The following is a 21044-nucleotide window of genomic DNA, read 5'->3' on the forward strand; positions in this document are numbered from 1 at the left end:
CTTTAATAAAAATTCTTTAATTTTGGCTGCGCCGTAAAATTATAAAAAATAAAATCGGTTTGTAAATATAATTCAAAAATTTGTGCCTTTTTATGCAAAATTCCGAGGTTTTTATTCTTGCTATCGAAAGTTCCTGTGATGACACGGCAGCAGCCGTTCTACATAACGACAAAGTACTGTCTAATGTTGTGGCAAATCAACTAATTCACGCCCAATATGGTGGTGTCGTGCCTGAATTAGCTTCGCGTGCACATCAGCAAAATATAGTTCCGGTTATCGATGCCGCACTTCGTAAAGCAAATATTAGTAAAGAACAATTGTCAGCAATCGCATTTACACAAGGTCCCGGATTAATGGGATCGCTACTTGTGGGTAGTTCTTTTGCTAAATCGATGGCTTTGGCTTTAGAAATTCCGCTCGTTTCAGTAAATCATATGCACGCTCATATTTTAGCTCATTTTATAGATGAAGAAGGATTTGAAAAACCTAGTTTTCCATTTCTCGCGCTAACTATCAGTGGCGGTCATACTCAGATTGTAAAAGTAAATGACTTTTTTGACATGACTATTATTGGAGAAACTACAGATGATGCTGTAGGTGAAGCATTCGATAAAAGCGCAAAAATACTAGGTCTTCCTTATCCTGGTGGTCCTTTAGTTGACAAGCATGCCCAATTAGGAAATCCGAAAGCATTTGCATTCACCAAACCCAAAGTTCCTGGTTTGAACTTTAGTTTTTCAGGTTTGAAAACAGCTATATTATATTTTGTACAAAAGAAAAAGTTAGAGAACCCTGATTTTATTGCTGAAAATATAAATGATATTTGTGCTTCTATACAGTATACAATTGTCGAAATCTTAATGGATAAATTAAAATTAGCGGTAAAAGAAACTGGGATTAATCAAATCGCCATTGGCGGTGGCGTATCTGCTAATTCTGGAATTAGAAAAGCCATAAAAGATAGCGAACAGAAATACGGTTGGAAAACATTTGTTCCAAAATTTGAATACACTACCGATAATGCTGCAATGATTGGAATTGTAGGTTATCAAAAATTTTTATCACAACAATTTGAAACTGCTGCGGTAGTTTCTAAAGCACGAATACAATTCTAAATTATGCAATTATTTTTCAATCCCAATATAGACGAAACGACAGAAACCTTTTCTTTTGACAAAGAAGAAAGCAAACATATTATTAAGGTATTGCGTAAAAAAGATACCGATATACTATTTGTAACTAATGGTAATGGTTATTTATTCGAAACTGAAATTACCCTGGCTTCTGACAGTAAGTGCACCGTAAAAATTATTTCTTTCGAAAAAAAGCCAAAATCAAAATACCATTTGCACCTCGCCGTTGCTCCCACAAAAATGAATGACCGCTACGAATGGTTTCTTGAAAAAGCTACCGAAATAGGAGTTCAGGAAATAACACCTATTATATGTGATCGCTCTGAACGAAAAGTGATTAATAACGAACGTTTTGACAAAATTATTTTGGCCGCGATGAAACAATCTAACGAATTGTATCTTCCTAAATTGAACGAGGCTGTATCTTTGAAAGATTTTTTAAAGCAAACAAATGAAGGGGTACAGTTAATCGCACATTGTGAGGAAACGGATAAAAAAACATTAAAATCAGTTTTGAAACCAAATGAGAACATCACTTTGCTTATAGGTCCTGAAGGAGACTTCTCTGAAAAAGAAATCGCGATGGCAATTGATAATCAATATGTTCCTGTATCATTAGGAAATACTAGGTTAAGAACAGAGACAGCGGCAATTGTTGCCTGTCATAGTATTGCATTTTTCAATGAAGAATAGCACTTTTTGAGAAGAAATATGGAATTTTTACAATTCTATTTATTCAAACAGGATAATGTGAATTCGAATTCCATCTGATCTATAAAAACAATACGCATTAGCAAATGAAAAGAATATATTTTATTTTACTGTTGCTTTCTATCTCCTCTTTTTCTCAAGAAATTGCTTTAGTAAAATATAGTGGTGGTGGTGATTGGTATGCCAATCCCACTTCATTACCCAATCTCATTAAATACTGCAATGCGAATATAAACACTACCTTAAACGCAAAACCCGCAACGGTTGTTCCCGGTAGTCCAGATCTATTTTCTTATCCTTTCATTCATATGACTGGACATGGAAATGTTGCTTTTAGTGATGCTGAAGTTAGTAATCTAAACAAATATATGATTGCTGGAGGTTTTCTGCATATAGATGATAATTATGGTATGGATCAATATATTAGAAAGGAAATAAAAAAAATATTTCCAAACAACCCACTTATTGAAATACCTTCTAATCACATTATATTCCAAAAACCTTATCTGTTTTCCAGTGGATTACCCAAAATCCATGAACACGAAGGAAAGCGTCCTCAAGCCTATGGTATTTTTGTAGAAAATAGGTTGGTCCTACTTTATACTTTCGAAAGTGATTTAGGTGATGGCTGGGAAGACCCAGAAGTCCATAACGATCCTGTAGCTGTCCGTGAAAAAGCTTTGAAAATGGGAGCAAACATCATAAATTACATTTTCAATAACTAAAATAATTGTGTGATTTCTAAAGATCCATTTTCAAAAAATAGCAGCAGCGCATTCAACAATTTAAAACTAACGAATTATAAGATTTATCTTTCATTTAAAAGCATTCTACTCGTAGTTTTATTTTAAAAAAGCGCGCAAAATCATCAATCTTAATTTTTTGTTAATTTATTTTCCAAATTTATTTTTTTTATAATTGTTTTTGTTATAAAATTGCCAAATGATTTCCCCAAATCATATTTTATTAACATAACCTACTAACATTATGAAAAAAATTATTTTTTCTGCGATAGCACTTACGTTGCTATTCTCTTGTCAAAACGATCAGACAGAATTAACTACCCTAACAACAAATGCGATTGCCCACCGTGGTTGTGCCTCGCAAGAAGTTCTTGCTGCACAATTAGCAGCTGACCCAACATTAGCTATTAGAATGAACCAAATTGAAGCCTTTACTCAAAACGCCAAATTAACAGGTCGTTTAGTAAACGGGAAAGTCGAAATCCCTGTTGTTGTAAACGTTTTGTACAAAACTTCAGCTGAAAATATTTCTGATGAACAAATTCAATCTCAAATTGACGTTTTAAACGAAGATTTTAATGGAGCTAACGCTGACTACAATGATGTCCCAGCATTATTCTCTGGAGTAAAAGCAAATGTGGGAATAACATTTGTACTACAAAACATAGTAAGAAAATCTACAAGAACAACTTCCTTTTCTACTAATGATGCTATGAAAACTTCAAATAAAGGAATAGCACCTACATCACCTACAACAGTGCTAAACATGTGGTCTTGTAATTTAGGAGGTGGTATTCTTGGTTATGCACAATTTCCTGGAGGCTCATCTGCAACTGACGGAGTTGTAATAGACAATAATGCATTTGGCCGAACGGGTACCGTTTCTGGAGTTTACAACCTAGGAAGAACTGCTACACATGAGGTAGGACATTGGATGAACTTACGTCATATTTGGGGAGATGCTGCTTGCGGAAGCGATTATGTATCTGATACCCCAACTCATAATGACGCTAATTATGGTGTACCTGCGTATCCTCATTATTCAACTTGCACCGGAACACCTATCGAAATGACAATGAATTATATGGATTATACAGATGATAGAGGTATGTACATGTTCTCTAACGGACAAAAAAGCAGAATCGCTTCAATATTTGTTTCTGGAGGAGCGAGAGCTGCTTTCGGAATCTAATTCTTGCCAAATATAAAAACACTAAAACTCGCTACTTATTAGCGAGTTTTTTTATCTTTATATCCTAAAAAAAACACATGGTTACGTCAAGAACTATAGCGAACGGAATTTTAAAAGCAATAACCGTTATCGTCTTAACAGCGGTACTTCTTTATTTTCTCTACCGAATCCAATCTGTATTAATATACCTCATTGTTGCTTTAATCCTAACATTAATTGGAAATCCCATTTTAGATTTCTTTAGAAAAAGATTAAAATTTAATCACGTATTTGCAACCATCGGTACCTTATTTATTTTCATGGTAATTATCGCGGGCTTTATAATGATGTTTATTCCCTTAATTTTGTCTCAAGGTCAAAATTTGTCGCTATTAAACACTGTCGCTATTGAACAACAAACCATTCAATTAGTTAATCAAATCAGCGTCTTTTTAGAGAACCACCACCTTGATTCGTCGAAAGTACTCAGCGCATCAGAAATTAGCTCTAAAATAAATTTCAATATTATTCCCAATTTTTTAAATGCAATCCTAGGGACGATCAGTAGTTTTGGAATGGGATTAGCATCTGTATTATTTATAACGTTTTTCTTTCTTAAAGAACGAAAATCATTTTTTACAGGATTAAAAAGATTAATTCCAGATAGTCATGAAGATCAAGTTTTGAATTCTTTAGAAAAAATAAACTCCTTGTTGTCACGTTATTTTATTGGCTTATTACTGCAATTATTTATTGTTTTTGTTTTATATCTTACCGTCTTACTAATTTTTGGTGTTCCCAATGCTTTTATCATTGGTTTCTTATGCGCTGTTTTAAATATTATCCCTTACATAGGACCACTAATTGCCTCCGTTTTAGCAGCAATTTTAACAATGCTTAGTAATTTAGGAAGTGATTTTCAATCAGAAATTTTACCTACCACAATATATGTGTTACTTGGTTTTTGGATCGTTCAAATTATTGACAATAATCTATCCCAACCCATTATTTTTTCTCAAAGTGTCAGTTCGCATCCATTAGAAATATTTCTTGTGATACTAATCGCAGGCTTCCTCTTCGGTATTTTAGGAATGATTGCAGCGGTTCCTCTATATACCATACTAAAAGTAATAGGTAAAGAGTTTTTTCCAGAGAATAAGATTATCCTACTTTTAACTAAAAACATTTAATTTTGGATTTAAACATATTAAATTCTGAAATTCAAGGATTTATAGATTCTAATACTGGTGTTAGCATAGCAAAATTAGCCTTGCAAAAAAATCCATTTCCAGAAGTAGAATGGGTTTCTATTTTGAATCAGATTGAAGCGAAAACGAAAGCAAAAGACAAACTAGCCAATTGGTTTAACACCAAAAAAATAATTTACCCCAGTAAAATCTCTATAGAACAAACTTCCTCAGAAAAAACAGCACTTTATAAATCAACTATTGTTTCTGGCAACTCTCTTATTGATTTAACCGGAGGCTTTGGTGTAGACGATTACTATTTTTCAAAAAGGATAAACACCGTTGCCCACTGCGAAATCAATGTACAATTATCTAAAATCGTAGCACACAATTATATACAATTAGACGTAGATAATGTCGTTTGCCATGCAGGAGACAGTTTAAATACTTTAAAATCATTAAATCAAAAGTGGGATTGGATCTATATTGATCCTTCTAGACGTAATGATGCTAAAGGTAAAGTCTTTATGCTAAAAGACTGCTTGCCTAACGTTCCTGAAAATCTCGATACTTATTTTGAAAATTCGGAAGCTATTCTAATAAAAACGGCTCCTTTACTGGATATTTCAGCAGGCATATTAGAGTTACAAAATGTAAAAGTCATACATATTGTAGCTTTGGAAAATGATGTAAAAGAGTTGCTATGGGAACTACATAAAGACTACCGCGGAAAAATAGAGGTTAAAACAGTCAACATACTCAAAGAAAAAACAGAAACTTTTAATTTTGTCTGGGATGATCAATCACAGCTTGCAAACTACAGCACACCTCAAAGCTATCTATACGAACCTAATAGTGCAATAATGAAATCAGGAGGGTTTGATGAAATAAGCACGTTTTATGGATTAAACAAGCTACACAAGCATTCTCATTTATATACTTCTCCAAATTTAATTTCATTCCCAGGAAGAGTTTTCAATATCGAGCACTGTATTCCCTACAATAAGCTTGAAATGAAAACCTTCTTACAGAACAAGAAAGGAAACATTACCACTAGGAATTTTCCAGACACCGTTGAAAACATTCGAAAAAAATGGAAAATAAAAGACGGAGGAAACGTGTATTGTTTTTTTACTACTGATGAAAATAACAATAAAATTGTTTTAATTTGCAACAAAACACAATAAAAATGAAACAACTAATTATAATAGTTTTCTTTTTCCTAACAGGAAATCTTTTTGCGCAAACACCATGCGACTATAGTACAAACGTAAATGATTCTATTGGAACTTATAAGTCGACTAAGGAATACATGATCTCTGAGAAAGTCTTTGCAGGAACTTCCAGCTATATATTTTATTCATTAGCACTAACGGATGGACTACCTACCTTAAATATTCAACTTATTCAAAAAAGTAAAGATTTTTTAAAAGCAAACTGTTTCGATAAAAATTCAAAACTGTTTTTACAATTGCAAAATGGTAAAATAGTTACCTTATTACATATTGACGACGAAAATTGCGGTACCATGGTGCGAGACGACAATGGTTTTGACAATAGAGTCACGGTAGGATCATTTATGTTTATGAAAGGTAGTTTTGAAGATTTAAAAAGTTCTCCTGTTTCAATGATGAGAATCAAGTATTTAACCGAAACTGAAGATTACGTAATTAAAAAAGAATTCAAGTCGGAATTAAATAATGAAATCTATCAACCTGAAAACTATTTTATTACTAATTTACGATGTGTTGAATAACTTACTAAAAATCCAGTTTCATTTAAGAAGCAGGATCTTTAATTATTTATTTTTAAATTACAATAGACTCATAAAAATTCATTTAAGTCACTTGTAAATGACTACCACTATAAAACACGACGATAAAGAAGTAGTTTTTTAATATTTAAAAATCTTTTCGTCATTGACCTCTAAATTAATACTATGAAATATAATAGATGTGGAAAAAGTGGCTTGTTACTACCACAAATATCGCTGGGATTATGGCACAATTTCGGATCTGTAGATTCTTTTGAAAATGCACAGAGTATTGCCAAAGAAGCTTTTGATAAAGGGATCACCCATTTTGATTTAGCCAATAATTACGGACCAGTACCGGGTTCTGCAGAAACTAATTTTGGTAAAATACTTAAAAATAATTTTCAAGGAAACTTGCGCGACCAAATGGTTATTTCAACCAAGGCAGGATTTACAATGTGGGAAGGGCCTTATGGAGATTGGGGTTCTAGAAAATATTTATTATCTAGTTTAGACCAAAGTTTGAAACGTATGAATATTGATTATGTTGATATTTTTTATTCACATCGTTTTGATCCAGAAACACCTTTAGAAGAAACAATGATGGCTTTAGACCATGCAGTACGCAGCGGGAAAGCATTATATGCGGGAATTTCTAATTATAACACTGAGCAAACTCGTGAAGCAACTGCTATCTTAAAACAATTAGGAACACCTTGCCTGATACATCAAGAAAAACACTCCATGTTTGTGCGCAAAGCAGAAGGAGGACTGTTGGATCTGTTGGAAGAAAAAGGGGTCGGTTGTATCGCATTCTCCCCATTGGCGCAAGGACTATTAACTGACAAATATCTAAATGGTATTCCAAAGAACTCTAGAGCTTCTAATCCCAACGGACATTTAAAAACCGATGAAGTTACTGAAGAGAGAATACAAAAAATCATCGCACTAAATGCAATTGCGCAAGATAGAAATCAGTCTTTAGCTCAAATGGCGCTAGCTTGGTTACTAAAAGACAATAGAGTTAATTCGGTTTTAATTGGAGCCAGTTCCGTAGGACAGTTGAACAATAATATTGATAGTCTGAAAAACTTAGTTTTTTCTGAGAATGAACTATTAACAATAGAAAATATTTTAAAATAGAAATTCTCAGTTCTATAAAAAAGAAAGGTGAAATTTACATTCTAAATTTTACCTTTCTTACTAGTTTAGTCGCAATCCCATTTCACATTTGAAACGTTATCTTTTAAACCCGATTTTAAATTATAATGCCACCACTCTGAATCAAAGGAATTGAAATTATTTGCAGTCATTATGCTTTTTAATAGAATGCGGTTGTTTTTCACTTCTTCTGATAGCTTAGTATAACCATGACTAGCCTCTTCTCCAAAAAAATCAAAGGGCGTCCCCATATCCAGTTCCTTGCTGTAAGCGTCAACTAAAGTGATGTCTACCGCCCCTCCTCTATTATGAATAGAACCTTTAGCCGGGTCAGCTACATATTGTGGGTTAGAAACAATTTTCCACATTCTTTTTTGAATATCTAATGGGCGATAACAATCAAAAAGTTTAATTCTATATCCCTTTTTAATAAATTCTTTATTAGCCTCGATTAAAGCAACGACTGTTTTCAGACGCAAGTAACATTCTGCGCAATCATAGACTTTTGCTTTCAAGAAATTATCTGTTGTGGCATATTTCATGTCGTAAACAAAATCAGAGCTATAATCTTTTAAGTTCACAAATGTGGTATCATTTTCGACCACTTCATTGTTTGTTCCATTTGAAGGATAAGGAACTTGTGCTTTGCATGAAATAAACAATAAAAGAAAACTTACAAACAAACAAAATCTTAAAGAAGAATCCATAAAAAAATTTTTATAAAAATATGAAATTTGAGACTATTTCTCTAGCTAAAGCAAAAAAAAGACATCAAAAATGATATCTTTTTTAGTTTTACTTATTAGAAACTTTAATATTATTGTTTTAAAACTTTTTTAGTAACCACTCCCATATTAGTCTTAATTTTAACAATATAAGCCCCTTTTTGGACATTGAAAGGAATTTCTATCGTATCAAGATCGGATATCTTTTCAACTGAAATCAACTGTTGCCCAAGAATATTGTAAACCCAAATAGCTGTAATAGTAACATCTTGATTCTTAGTTACAAATATTTTCTTTTTCAAATCATTGTTATAAATAAAAAGCACTGATTCCAATTCTTCATTCTCTTCCTCTATGATTGAATCAGTTACTTTAAACGTTAATTCAAAGCGGCTATTATAGGTACCTGCTGCAAGATTAACTTTAACGGTATTTTTAGATATATCATATAAAGTAGCGGTTTCTTTATCGTGTATCAATATACTTATATTGTCTGGTAAAAATTCTATTGCATCAAGCTTAAATTTAACCGTTCCTATTGAATCAACTTTTACCCCTAACGGAATTGATTTATTGATATCAAAAGCACCAACAGCTTGGATAGAATATTTATTAGCATTAATTACGAAATAAAAATCATTAGCTTGTGTATCTATTTGATATCCATCATACCCAACGTCAATACCGTCAGTTGCATTTTCGCTCATAAACCCCAATAACAATTGTCTGTGTAAATTACTACCTGAATCAAAACCAAGTCTTATTTTTGTATTGTAATCATTTAATACTATGTCATTGCTATTGTCAGTGAAATGGTCTACCGTTTTAGCTTTACCATTCCTGCTACTGTTTTTAAATAAGGTATTCGAAATTGGTTGTAAGACATCGTCAAATGCATCTTCTTTTATAAAGGCACGTTGATTATTATTAAAAATAACAGACTCCTGGATTACAATATTTGCGTCACCTCTCACAAAAAAACCTTGACCAACTGGTATATATTGATAAGGTATTTTAGAACTTGTCCCCACTCCACTAATTCCCACCGGAGCAACTGGAGCAACTCCTCCCACTAAAGTTAAAGTAGCATATCCACCTGCATATTCAGACAAAAAGTGAGTTGCATTACTAGGTGAGTGTTCCCATAAATATAAGGTCCCGTCGATTATATCTTTTGTATTATACCCTCCATTTGCAATGGAAATATTATCTTTTATGAATTCAAAAGCATCTAAAGCTGAAGGATACGGATTTCCAACTAAGAATAAGTTTTCAGGTAAAACCGAATTACTGTTGATAAGCCCATTATAAGGTTTCCCAACAAATGTATAATTTTGAGTTATCAAATTATCGGGATCTACTGCTCCAGCTCCTTTTAAAGTAAATCCTTGCGAGGGTTTAATAGCATCCGTTTCAGTAAGACTTACCCAGTTAGCATACTGCGTTCCATTCTGGAATTTATACAACCAATACCTTGCAAGACTTAATGGCGAAGTCTGACTCCCGTCATAACCTGAAACCCAGTCTATAGACAGTGGTGGTGACGATGTACCGTCTTTAAAAACAGCAGCAACTGAATAATCATTATTATTGACAGTAGTATTTATAGGCCCCACAGGTGATGACCAGTAATTATAATTATATTTATTTACCGTTCCTTGTTGATCTCTTTTTATAAATCCTTTACTGGAGCTATCTAGCTCACTATTGAGTGTTTGAATTAATTGGGAGCGCCCATGCAAATCTATTAAACCATCTAATTTTAAATAATGTGATATTTCTATTTTAGTATTATTTTTTGCTGATAGTGTTTTAGATGTAGTCGCATCAGTACCCTCAACAAATAACCCTAAAACAGTTTTATTCCCTACTGAACCAACATTATGTTTAATTTTAACAATATTACCATTTACCGTTAACCCACTATTTACTATAGAAACTGCATTTGGAATTGTTTGAATATCTCCATTTTTCCACATTAATGAATTAGTACCGTTCCATTCACCATCAGCAACTGTTTCATAAGGCAATGGAGCCGTTTGAACAGCAGTGCTATTTTTATCTTTATCTAAATATTTAATTCGCAAGAAATTCCGATCGTTAGTTAAGCCCTCTACGGTAGTTCCATAAAAAGTATTAAAATCATAATAGGCTTTTAATGTAGACCATGGTATTGTTTTAACCTCATTATTAGAGATATTTCGTGACAACACTCTACCATTTGTTGTATTATCTAAACCATATTTCTCAATTTCTTGATTCATCAAATAATTGATTTGCCCAGAGGTTAATGCCATATCCCAGATATGAATTTCGTCAATTTCACCATAAAAAGGTGTTCTCACATCACCTTTATTCACATAAAGGGCCCCCAAAGAATATCGTGAATAGTTAGGCGATGGATTTTGAATATTAAAAGTGGAAGAGTCCAATACACCATCAATATATATATCAGCACTACCTAAATAATAAACAGCTACTATGTTATGCCATTTTCCATCTGCTACAGCAGTATTAGATACAAATCGCAAAATACCGTCCCACAACCCTTCAATTTTATTTGCTGAATTTAGTCGCATTTCTAAATTAACCCCTTTACTCATTATTGTTTTATTAGCATTAACTGTTCCATCATTTCTTAACCAACAACCTATAGTAAAGGAACCACTATTAAGATTTAAAGCATATTCCCCAACAAAATAATCTCCACCTCCTAGATTTGCTAATTCTTTCGATGTTACTTTAGGTATTTTTCCAAAAGTAAAATACTTAGTACCATCAAAATCGTACCAGGTTTGTAAATTCCCCTTTCCGTCAGATCTAAGTGGAATTACATCAATTATATCACTATCACTAAAGTTACTATCGTCACTAACAATAAGCCCGTACTCTTCAGTAGCTAATTTTGAAAACGAGCCGAAAGCAGCTTCAGGAATACCAATAAATATATTTTCGATATCCCCAGCGGTTTCTACTACTTTCCATTTTTTTCTAATTTTAGTAACTGTAGTTGTTAAACCTGTTCGTAATAATGTTGTATTAATACTTCCAGCATTATAGGAACCATTATCAGAACCCCAAACTAAAAAATCATAATCTGATCTAAACTCATTAATATTAGCGCTATTAGTCATTGCAATTTCTCCTAACCCTATGGTAACTTCATAAGAGTTGTTAGAACTTTTAGATTGTTTTTGATATAAATCTGATGCTACATCTCTACCTATACCCGCTATATTATAATTGAAACCTGCATTTAGAGCAATATCCCAAATTACATTACCTGCAGAGTTAATATAATTTTTGCTAGCTCCATTTATTCCTAAAGTAATACCATATTTTATGGCGAGATAGGTTTCAATCTTAGGACGGTTAGTATCAGGTACACGGGAAGCATAAGAAATGACCTCGGCTACTCTACCGTTAAGGTTGCCATAATCAGTACCGCTATTTATATTTTTCCCAATATTATATGGAGTCCCTTTATAAATTGAACCATCAAGATAGCCCAAATTACTGTAGCCGGAACTTAAACTTGTCAGAGGAGCCAGAATCTCATTTGTATTAAATAATAATTCTATACCATCAATTGCAGCAGCTGTTCTGTTTCTAGCATTGATAATACCGCCTATTGAATAATTTCCAAACTCATCTCCTACACTATAATAAGGTGCTGTAATAGTCTCTTGCCATTGATTAATCCACAGTTTTTCGTTTGTTAAACGAGTCGAGAAATCCCCAAAACCAATACCTGTATGCTCACCTGAAACAATTGGATAGGACGGGTTTGCTGCTGAAGTACCTGAAATAATTGTCATACCAGCTGTAGCACTATTAATAGTTACATCCGGTTCCATAACTATAAACGTTTCTTGAGTATAATAACCATTATCAGTATTAATCAAAAACTGACTAACTGTTGAACCATTATTTTCAAATTTCACAACAGAGTTATAATTAATATTACCATTGCTATCATCTATATATGTAGGTTGATGTGCAGCCGAAACTTGAGTTGCATCTTTACCAAGAGACCCTAAATCTTTCCATATAGGTACTTTCATACCAGTTGTCAAATTAATCCCCCTATTTGCTTTAAGCCAAAGTCTAAAATTTGGATTTCCACCACCAGGACCGTTGATTGTAGAATCATATCCTTCTCCCTTAATTGTAAAAGTATAAGATAGTTTTAAAGGATCATTACTTGGAATAGTTATTTGAGCCCACTTAGTCCCTGGAGTTTGTGGAGTGAAGCGAATAATAAAATTTGTTGTAGCACCTCTATTTAGAATATTCGTAATTGGTTGAGTTATTATTAAAAAATCTGAAGACGGTCCTGAGGTAGTAGTAAATGAAGATGCGGTAATTAAACTTGTTACTATCCCTCTTGATAGTGGACAAGTTCCTGTATTAGCTATATAAAACGTTCTGTCTGTAGTAGCAAAAACATCTATCGTACCAAATAAAGTTCCAGTAGCCGAAGTTGGTACTGTCTGGCCATTAGTAATAGATTGTGTAAGAGCCCCTCCTAATACTGAAATAGACGGTTTATTATCGAAAGTAACTGTAAAAGTAAAATCTATCGTAGAATTTGTTTTTACTGTAATTACGGAGGAACCTGTACCACAATTATATGAATTCCGTTTTATTTTAAACTCCCCTGAGTCACCTCTTTTAAACTTATCATCAGAAATGAAATAAGGTTTTTTAGGATAAGTATACAAAACAATTAAGTTGGAGTTATTTGAAGAAATACTTTGAACATTTAAATTACCATTATTACCAACAGTAGTATTTTCTATTGAAAATTCAATCTCACCTGACGAACCAAAATTAACAGTTCCGCCATTTACGACAATTATTGCAGGTAATCCATAACTTACGTTAAACGTTTGCGTAAAACTGACAATAGAACAGAAAAACATAATGGCAAGTAATAACTTTTTTGAAGTATTTTTTTCCAATGTGATATAGTTTTTAATATTTACATCAAATGACTTCTACTAAAACTACGAAAAAAGAAATAGCTATATATCTAAAAATCAATATTTAACGAATAAACACCTGTGTTTCAGACAATGTCCGTGAAATTTCTTATAAATAATAAAATGGATAGCTGCACTCATAAAAGCTAAAAAATGTCCCGATTTTTATAAGTATCATTTGCTACTTTTCTGGGCAAATATTGGATCATTTAGTAGTAGTAGTAGTAGTAGTATAGAGGCCCAAACTAATAAAAAAGTAATTATGGGGATAAAACAAAAAAACCGATACTAATTAAAGTATCGGTTTTTGTGAAGGCAGAAGGATTCGAACCTTCGACCGCCTGCTTAGAAGGCAGGTGCTTTATTTTTTACTTTTTCTTCTTTTCTCTTACTTTACTGATTTTTAACACATTATATTCAATAAATTATTCCTATTATTGATTATTTTATACTTTTGTAGCACCGATGTTCGTCAAATGTTCGTCAAATGTTCGTCAAAAATATAAAAAATATGGCTTCAATAAAATTCACAATAAAGAAAACTCCAAATAGAGATGGAAAATATTCAATCGTTTTGGTTTTAATCAAAAATAGACGCAATACCTCAATGGCTACAAACTACGCCTGCGAATATGATGCTTGGAGTTTTGAGAGTAGTATGCTAAAGACAAATAAGAAAGGATTAGAATTAAAGCGAATTACTGAAATAAATAATTTCATCAGCAAAACCAATCTCAAGATCGAAGAATTTATAAGGGAGAAACGCCGACTGAATGTTGATTTCACAATTAAGGATATTGCTAATGAAATAAAAGCAGATGATGTGACCAAGGCTCCTGCATTAGATTATTATAAATTTCATCAAGAAATTACAGATGAATTCCTAAATTCCAATAAAATTGGTACAGCAAAAATCTATAAAGAAACCTTGAGCTCCCTCAAAAAATTCTATATAAAACCGGAACTTAAATTTCAAGATTTAAATTTTGAGTTCTTAGAAAAGTATGATTCTTTTCTAAGAAGTAATAAAGGAACTGATAGCGGAATAAGCATCAAAATGAGAACGATTAGAGCAGTATTTAATAATGCTATAAAAAGAGAGACAATCTCCTCCAACACCTATCCCTTCAAACACTACAAAATATCTGCACTAAAGAAAGAAGCAAAACGAGAATATTTGACTGATGAAGAGTTGCAAAAACTGATTGCTAAAGATTTCAGCTCAAATAAGAATCATCAATTTGCAAAGGACATGTATTTGTTTAGTTTCTACTGTAGAGGAATGAATTTTATTGACTTACTAAAATTGGACAATTCAAATCTATATGATGCTAGACTATCCTATCTAAGAACTAAGACTGGAGTACACTTAGATTTTAAACTAAGAAATCATTCCCTTAAAATACTAGAAGTTTACAATCAAAAATCAATGAACTCCTATCTATTTCCTCTATTACTAATGGAAGATATGACAACGAAACAGATTAAATATCGCAGTCATAAATTACTGGGACAAATAAATCCTGCTCTAAAAGAAATGATGGAAGTTTTAAAAATTAGCAAGCACATTACTTTTTACACTGCTCGCCATACATTTGCGACATTTTTAAAATTTGAAAACACGCCTATTGATGCTATTAGCGAAATGTTAGGTCATACCGATATTAGAACCACTCAGGCTTATTTAAATAAGCTACCAAACAAGAAGCTTGATAAAATTATCGATGATGTATTTGAGAATTCAAAATATTTCTAAAATAAACGTATTCGTCAATCGATTTAAAAATGTCAAGTTTTTTTTGCGCAAAAAACTTGACATTTATATAAAATCATATTTTTTTCTTTCAAAAGCAGTAGTTAAATAACTTTAAATACTAATGGAGGTAATTTACTTAAGAGCAAAGATTTACGCTATATCAATTAATTTATAACTAGTACCTCTTCCTGAACCTTCTTGTACTAAAATACCTTTAGATATTAAATCTTGTAAATCCCTTAATGCAGTATCAGTAGAAACGCTGGTTATCTTTGCATATTTAGAAACAGTTAGTTTTCCAAAAAAAGCATCAAGTAACATTTGAGCAACCTTCTGTTGGCGATTATTAAAATCAACAGAATGATTAATTTCCCAAAATTGAGCACGTTTTAAAGTCATGGCAATAGTTTGGTCTGTTTGCTTCATAGAACGCAATAAACAGTCTAAAAACCACTGTAACCACTCTGTTATATCCAGATCACCCTTTTGCGTTTTTTCTAAAATGCTATAATATGTTTTACGCTCAATTTGAATTTGTGCTGACATGGAGTAAAATCGTTTTTTACTTTGATCGGCTCGTGCTAACTGCATATCAGTAATAGCTCGAGTAATGCGCCCGTTTCCGTCGTCAAAAGGATGTATGGTAACAAACCATAAATGAGCAAAAGCCGCTTTCAATACAGGATCAAGTGATTGTTCATCATTAAACCAATTAAAAAAGACATCCATTTCATGGGGTACTTTATCTGCTACCGGTGCTTCAAAATGAACTATTTCTCTCCCCATTGCACCTGAGGTTACTTGCATAACACCATCTCGCCAGTCCGCAGTTTTAATTTTATACATTCCGCTTCTACCTGTTGGAAAAAGCGCTGCATGCCACCCAAATAAACGCTCCTCGTCTAGCGGTTCTTCATAACGTTGTGTAGCATCTAGTAACATTTCGACAACACCATCTACATCGCGATCAGCTGGCACAGCAGCAGCAATCTCAATACCTAGTCGTTTTGCTATCGAAGATCGTACTTGATCATGATTTAGTTGTTCCCCTTCAATCTCGCTTGATTTAATTACATCAAGAGTCAGTGTTTGAAGTACTGTTTCTTCTTGTAGACGAAACCCAAGCCCTTGCATAACACCCAGTATAATACCCTGCTGATGCCTTACTTTACCAAGTAATGGCGTAATTATGGCTGCATCCCAGGTAAAATCTGGCCACTCTTTCTTTTGATAAATATACATAGTACCGCATTTTTGCGGTAAATATAGTGTTTAATTATCGTATGAAAGGAATTTTGCGGTGTAAATAATTTTAATACGTCGCAAAAATGCGGTGATTAAGTTAATTAATCACCGCATTTTTTAAATTCACGAAAACACCTTTATTTCAAAAATTATTATTTTGTTATTTTAGAAGACCCTCCGATTAATCTTTGACTTTTCATTGTAATATCCAATAATTCCCCAGCTTTTTGCTGTTCTACTTCTTTCATTGGCATCATTCTCATAAAATTCACACCAAGTCTTCTTAATATAAAATATGAAAGTTTGTTACTTTTAAATTTATCGATTAATAAATTAGTCTCTTTAAAAGGAAAACTCTTTGAGTATTCAAAAATAACAGCGATGTCGATCAGCTGAATAGCATTATTTGAAGGATAAGATCTTTTAACATCTTGGAAAGTTATTTCTAAATCTTTAGAACTTATGGATGTTGATAGTTTTTTAAATATAGAATATGAAATCATATATAGTAAATTAAACATATATTGTTTTGCCAAACCCTCCCGTTCTTCAGCTGTTAAATTTGATGTAGTATCTTTTTTGATAAGCTCAATTATTTCACTTTTGATAAACTCCTCACCTTCTAATAAAGTTTTAAAAAGAAACGATAGCGTTCTTAGTCCTAATTTATATAATTCATCTATTAACTCCTCTTTTTCTTTTCCTTTAAGTGATGCATATCTATTTTTGATAATATATCCTAGAATCTCAATAGTCTTAAACGCTTTATTAACTTTGGAAATACTATCTATACTATCTTTACCATTTTCAAATCTATCAGATTCTTCAGGCACCTCAGATTCTTCAGTAATAAAATCAGAAGCGTCTTTTGAATTATCAAAACCTAAATTTTCAGTTACTCCTTCTATTAAATCATTAATCTGCTTTATATCTTCATTAAAACCTAATAATGGCTGCTCATCAAATAAAATCTTTGCTTTTTCAAGTATCTGACTTATAACGAACTTTGATTTACTATGATGTGATAAAAATATATATATGTTAGCTGTATCAGTTTGATATAGTTTATCTGAAAGCTCTTTTACTGTATTTTGTATATTTTCCTCTTCAATATTGTCTGACAAAAATTTACCTACAAAATAGAAATATATATATTTATACTTAAACTTATAAAATCCATTTGTTTTGGAAATTATATTGCAATCCTCCAAAATGCGAACTGTTTCGACAAACCCTGTTGAGATCTTATATTCTTTTTTAAAATAATTGTGAAATTCAATAAATTTGCTTTCGTCAAATTCAATATTTCCTTCATCATAAACCCAAAAGGATAATTCAGATAAATAAGAGTAATATTTTTCTATTTCTTTATTATCTTTTATTTTCTGTCCTAATGCAGATTTGATTAAAACATCATAATAATGTCCAAATGTGCTTTGTTCAAAATTTTGATTATTGTTTATCTCACTTGCCTGTAAGATTGTCAAAATATAGATGGGCTGAGAAGGGACTAAGTTTTTTCCAATAACGGAATTAATTGTTTTTTCTAATTCTTTTATTTGACTCGCTTTTTCTACCTCATTTTCAAAGTCTTCTGAAAATAGACTTACCCATTTATTGATAAGTTCATATCTCTTTCGAGCTCCAAATTTTAAAATTTCATAAATATCTATATTGATAGCCTGTGACTCTAGCAATTCACTTAGTGTAAAAAACTCATCCCAAATAATTACTGTCTGGTGTTCTGACAAAAATAAATTATTTAAAAAAAATCTTTTTGACTTGGGAGTAATTATGCAGCTATTAAAATCATCAACAATTAGTACTTTTCTATAACTTGAGTGATCAGTTAAAGATTTGTATTGTTTACGTATCTCCTTATTAATTAAATTTTCAATATCCGCAGGAAATGCTTTTTTTATATTTCGGCCTTTAATATATACTGGTAAAACATCCTTATTATTAATTAATCTAGTAAACAGAGTCTTGCACAAAGACGTTTTTCCTGAATTTTCTTCTCCTAAAAAAACAGTGTTTTTAATCTCATTATTTATAATTTTTTCAAGAATATTATCAGATTTTATTGATGTAGTTTTATCTTCTTGATCTGATAAACTAAATTTTTCTAAAAAAGGATAAACATAAATATCATTGAGAAGCAAGGTTTCTTTACTTCTATGAGTAAAGTTAGCTCCACTATCATTAAGGAATTCTAGGAAGTCAATATCTATTTCTACTCGTTGACTATTTTTCCCATATATACCATTAGAAATATCAGCTAATTTAATTATATGCTTCCCTTTGTCTGCAACATTGGTATTATCCACAAATATTTTCAAAATGTGATTATAGTTTAAGTAATGAAACTCAACTTTTTCACTATCATAATCTATTAAAGTAAAACCATTTAAGTTTTCAATATTATTTTCTCTTATTTGATTTAAACCTGATGGTGATATAGAATAAATACAACTTCCAGAAACACTTTGTAAGTGTTCCGTATTAGAACTATGTACATGGCCAGAGAGCAACAAATCAAAATTATTAGCCATATGACTCTTAATAGTTTTTTGTTCAATTGAACTTAACCAGTCAGTTTGATGATGTGCTAGTCCGATCTTAATATCACAATCTTCAATAAACTTATAATTATCATTTAACTGTTTCTCACCGATAAAGATATTTCCAAAATCACTATCATTGTAACATCTCCACGAGGAGTTAAGTGAAGTTATACCTATAGTTTTGCCATTTATATCCGCTCTTACCGAAAACTTAAATAATGAATGTATCTTATTACCGTGCATATTTTTATATAAGTCTTGTTCAAAATTCTTATATTCTTTTATTCTTTCAATCCTTTTGAATGAATTACTGTCATCACTTCTCTTTATAAAGTCGGTAATTTTTTCAGTTGTAGTTAAAGTAGCTTTTTGACCAATCTCATCTGCTTCATCATCTGCAAATCTATTTATATCATGATTACCTGGACAGATAATAAATTGTGATATATCTAAGTTTAACTTTTTTAATATTGGTTCGATAATGCTTTCTTTAAATATTGCAAAACCCTTCGTCGCAGGGGATAATACATCCCCTTTTTCTATAAATGAAATACCACCTTTATCTATTAAATCACCTGTAAAAACTACTAATTCAATGGGCTTTTCTTGTACAAGCTCATCCAATTTTAAGAAGAATGCATCTTTATAAAAATCGTCCCAATCAGTTAAAGTTTTAGTGTTTAAGTGAAAATCGGTTAAATGTAATATCCTAATCATTTTAAAGTTTTCTTTAATATTTTATTTATTTCAGCTTGGTGATCTTATCAGTTACCTAAATGGTTTGTTATTTTAATTTTTCTCCCTGCAAAGCAACTCTCCAGAACATTTAAAACATTTTTTACAAGTCTATTTGATTTTTTTTAAGGTTCAATATTAGCTTCTAGTTACCTCAAAATTTCCTGCACTTTTATATGATTGTGCTTGTTTGTTAAATCCTAATCGTACTATTTCCTTTTCTACATCATTAGCGTTAGGACTTGGAATCGTTGGTGAAGCAACCTGAAATTCATAACCTTTTGGCATATCGCCATAATTATTTTTTGCTTTTAATTTATAAACTGCCATGCTATATTTTGTTTAAAGTTAATTAAGCTATTTCTAAAAAATCTTTACAAATTTTCCCTAATCTATTTATTAATTCATTACTTACCATACTCAATTGATTAGTGTGGATTAATAATTTAGTCGGTTTTTCTAAATCATCATAATGAACATTGATGTATTCTTTATTTAGTCCATGTGAAATCTTTTTCGAATCTTCTTCGTGAAATTTCATTCGGAAAAGTTCCTGTAAATCAAAATCTCGAACATAATGACCTACAGCAACAATAGTTATTGGAAATTCTTTGAAAAATGTTTTTTGGAATAACTCTTTTCTTTTATCGATACTTTCTTTTCTAATTTTATGGGGAATATCTTTGCTATAACTCCCTGTAACTTGATTAAGCTCAGTGATAAAAGCATTTTCGTGATAATTTATATAATTACTTTTGGAACCACTAGTAATAATAGTATCAATTATTTTTTGATAATTATACCATGTTTTACTCGTCCCCTCTTTCCCTCTTACAATATCACCTTTTTTATTTCGACTTTCTATAGTGTTTATTTGTCCTTGGTATGGATATAAAGGATTATATATTGGAACACAATCTCTATTGAACCAATTATCAACATCGGAAAACTGTACTTTGTAATTACAATTATTTTCCCAATCATTTGCGTTATTGATAATCTCTCTTGTATGTTGATCTGAAGAAATTAATAAGTTTATAGCTGCCTCTTTTCCAACAAATAGGATTTTAGCGTTAGGATTTCCACTTCCCAAAAAAAAGTCTTTAGATTTAGCAAATTGGATAACATCTTTAAATTTTGAAGTATAGATTACTGGATTCATTTTATTTCTTGAT

Annotated in this window: 15 protein-coding genes; 9 read left to right on the top strand and 6 right to left on the bottom strand. The window is 31.6% G+C overall.

The window, feature by feature from the left end; translation table 11 throughout:
* Positions 1-92: 92 nt before the first annotated feature.
* The 8 genes from tsaD to QO182_RS08715 all read left to right on the top strand — a co-directional run bounded on the left by tsaD (position 93) and on the right by QO182_RS08715 (position 7841).
* Complete coding sequence (tsaD, locus tag QO182_RS08680; RefSeq protein ID WP_371561030.1) at positions 93-1115, top strand: tRNA (adenosine(37)-N6)-threonylcarbamoyltransferase complex transferase subunit TsaD; 1023 nt, start codon at positions 93-95, stop codon at positions 1113-1115.
* 3 nt (positions 1116-1118) lie between these two features.
* Complete coding sequence (locus tag QO182_RS08685; RefSeq protein WP_371561032.1) at positions 1119-1826, top strand: 16S rRNA (uracil(1498)-N(3))-methyltransferase; 708 nt, start codon at positions 1119-1121, stop codon at positions 1824-1826.
* 104 nt (positions 1827-1930) lie between these two features.
* Positions 1931-2569: a DUF4159 domain-containing protein gene (locus QO182_RS08690; protein WP_371540084.1), complete on the top strand. Its 639-nt coding sequence runs from the start codon at positions 1931-1933 to the stop codon at positions 2567-2569.
* Positions 2570-2831: 262 nt separating this feature from the next.
* Positions 2832-3779 (top strand): zinc metalloprotease, encoded by a 948-nt coding sequence (locus tag QO182_RS08695; RefSeq protein ID WP_371561034.1) that lies wholly within the window; start codon positions 2832-2834, stop codon positions 3777-3779.
* Between the two features lie 77 nt (positions 3780-3856).
* The gene (locus QO182_RS08700) at positions 3857-4948 is read left to right on the top strand and encodes an AI-2E family transporter (RefSeq protein ID WP_371540076.1); all 1092 of its coding nucleotides are present in this window, start codon (positions 3857-3859) and stop codon (positions 4946-4948) included.
* Positions 4949-4950: 2 nt separating this feature from the next.
* Positions 4951-6132, top strand: coding sequence for a class I SAM-dependent methyltransferase (locus tag QO182_RS08705; protein ID WP_371561035.1), 1182 nt, complete (start codon positions 4951-4953; stop codon positions 6130-6132).
* A 2-nt stretch (positions 6133-6134) separates the two neighbouring features.
* Positions 6135-6701, top strand: coding sequence for a hypothetical protein (locus QO182_RS08710; protein WP_371540065.1), 567 nt, complete (start codon positions 6135-6137; stop codon positions 6699-6701).
* A 183-nt stretch (positions 6702-6884) separates the two neighbouring features.
* Positions 6885-7841 (top strand): aldo/keto reductase, encoded by a 957-nt coding sequence (locus QO182_RS08715; RefSeq protein ID WP_371561037.1) that lies wholly within the window; start codon positions 6885-6887, stop codon positions 7839-7841.
* A gap of 65 nt (positions 7842-7906) precedes the next feature.
* On the opposite strand, the gene QO182_RS08720 is transcribed toward QO182_RS08715, so the two are convergent.
* Both QO182_RS08720 and QO182_RS08725 read right to left on the bottom strand, forming a co-directional pair.
* On the bottom strand, positions 7907-8566 hold the full coding sequence (locus tag QO182_RS08720) for a M15 family metallopeptidase (protein WP_371561038.1): 660 nt from the start codon (positions 8564-8566) through the stop codon (positions 7907-7909).
* Between the two features lie 110 nt (positions 8567-8676).
* Positions 8677-13548 carry a LamG-like jellyroll fold domain-containing protein gene (locus tag QO182_RS08725; RefSeq protein WP_371561040.1) on the bottom strand — a complete coding sequence of 1624 codons (4872 nt, stop codon included), beginning with the start codon at positions 13546-13548 and terminating at the stop codon, positions 8677-8679.
* A 532-nt stretch (positions 13549-14080) separates the two neighbouring features.
* Here QO182_RS08725 and QO182_RS08730 point away from each other — a divergent pair.
* Positions 14081-15325 (top strand): site-specific integrase, encoded by a 1245-nt coding sequence (locus QO182_RS08730; RefSeq protein WP_371561042.1) that lies wholly within the window; start codon positions 14081-14083, stop codon positions 15323-15325.
* 150 nt (positions 15326-15475) lie between these two features.
* Here QO182_RS08730 and QO182_RS08735 read toward each other — a convergent pair whose 3' ends face one another.
* The 4 genes from QO182_RS08735 to QO182_RS08750 form a co-directional block, all read right to left on the bottom strand.
* Positions 15476-16567 (bottom strand): Fic family protein, encoded by a 1092-nt coding sequence (locus QO182_RS08735; RefSeq protein WP_371561044.1) that lies wholly within the window; start codon positions 16565-16567, stop codon positions 15476-15478.
* Positions 16568-16722: 155 nt separating this feature from the next.
* Positions 16723-19851, bottom strand: a complete 3129-nt coding sequence (locus QO182_RS08740) for a metallophosphoesterase (RefSeq protein WP_371561045.1) — start codon at positions 19849-19851, stop codon at positions 16723-16725.
* Between the two features lie 156 nt (positions 19852-20007).
* Positions 20008-20199, bottom strand: coding sequence for a hypothetical protein (locus tag QO182_RS08745; RefSeq protein WP_371561047.1), 192 nt, complete (start codon positions 20197-20199; stop codon positions 20008-20010).
* A gap of 22 nt (positions 20200-20221) precedes the next feature.
* Positions 20222-21031, bottom strand: a complete 810-nt coding sequence (locus QO182_RS08750; RefSeq protein WP_371561049.1) for a hypothetical protein — start codon at positions 21029-21031, stop codon at positions 20222-20224.
* Positions 21032-21044 lie beyond the last annotated feature (13 nt).

Origin of the sequence: Flavobacterium sp. Arc2 (genome assembly GCF_041431385.1) — a bacterium.
In the GTDB taxonomy this organism is placed as follows: Bacteria; Bacteroidota; Bacteroidia; order Flavobacteriales; family Flavobacteriaceae; genus Flavobacterium.

Bases quoted from the DNA above. Each gene is read 5' to 3' on its own strand.
- tsaD (WP_371561030.1), top strand. From the start codon at position 93: ATGCAAAATTCCGAGGTTTTTATTCTTGCTATCGAAAGTTCCTGTGAT.
- QO182_RS08685 (WP_371561032.1), top strand. From the start codon at position 1,119: ATGCAATTATTTTTCAATCCCAATATAGACGAAACGACAGAAACCTTT.
- QO182_RS08690 (WP_371540084.1), top strand. From the start codon at position 1,931: ATGAAAAGAATATATTTTATTTTACTGTTGCTTTCTATCTCCTCTTTT.
- QO182_RS08695 (WP_371561034.1), top strand. From the start codon at position 2,832: ATGAAAAAAATTATTTTTTCTGCGATAGCACTTACGTTGCTATTCTCT.
- QO182_RS08700 (WP_371540076.1), top strand. From the start codon at position 3,857: ATGGTTACGTCAAGAACTATAGCGAACGGAATTTTAAAAGCAATAACC.
- QO182_RS08710 (WP_371540065.1), top strand. From the start codon at position 6,135: ATGAAACAACTAATTATAATAGTTTTCTTTTTCCTAACAGGAAATCTT.
- QO182_RS08715 (WP_371561037.1), top strand. From the start codon at position 6,885: ATGAAATATAATAGATGTGGAAAAAGTGGCTTGTTACTACCACAAATA.
- QO182_RS08720 (WP_371561038.1), bottom strand. From the start codon at position 8,566: ATGGATTCTTCTTTAAGATTTTGTTTGTTTGTAAGTTTTCTTTTATTG.
- QO182_RS08730 (WP_371561042.1), top strand. From the start codon at position 14,081: ATGGCTTCAATAAAATTCACAATAAAGAAAACTCCAAATAGAGATGGA.
- QO182_RS08735 (WP_371561044.1), bottom strand. From the start codon at position 16,567: ATGTATATTTATCAAAAGAAAGAGTGGCCAGATTTTACCTGGGATGCA.
- QO182_RS08740 (WP_371561045.1), bottom strand. From the start codon at position 19,851: ATGATTAGGATATTACATTTAACCGATTTTCACTTAAACACTAAAACT.
- QO182_RS08745 (WP_371561047.1), bottom strand. From the start codon at position 20,199: ATGGCAGTTTATAAATTAAAAGCAAAAAATAATTATGGCGATATGCCA.
- QO182_RS08750 (WP_371561049.1), bottom strand. From the start codon at position 21,031: ATGAATCCAGTAATCTATACTTCAAAATTTAAAGATGTTATCCAATTT.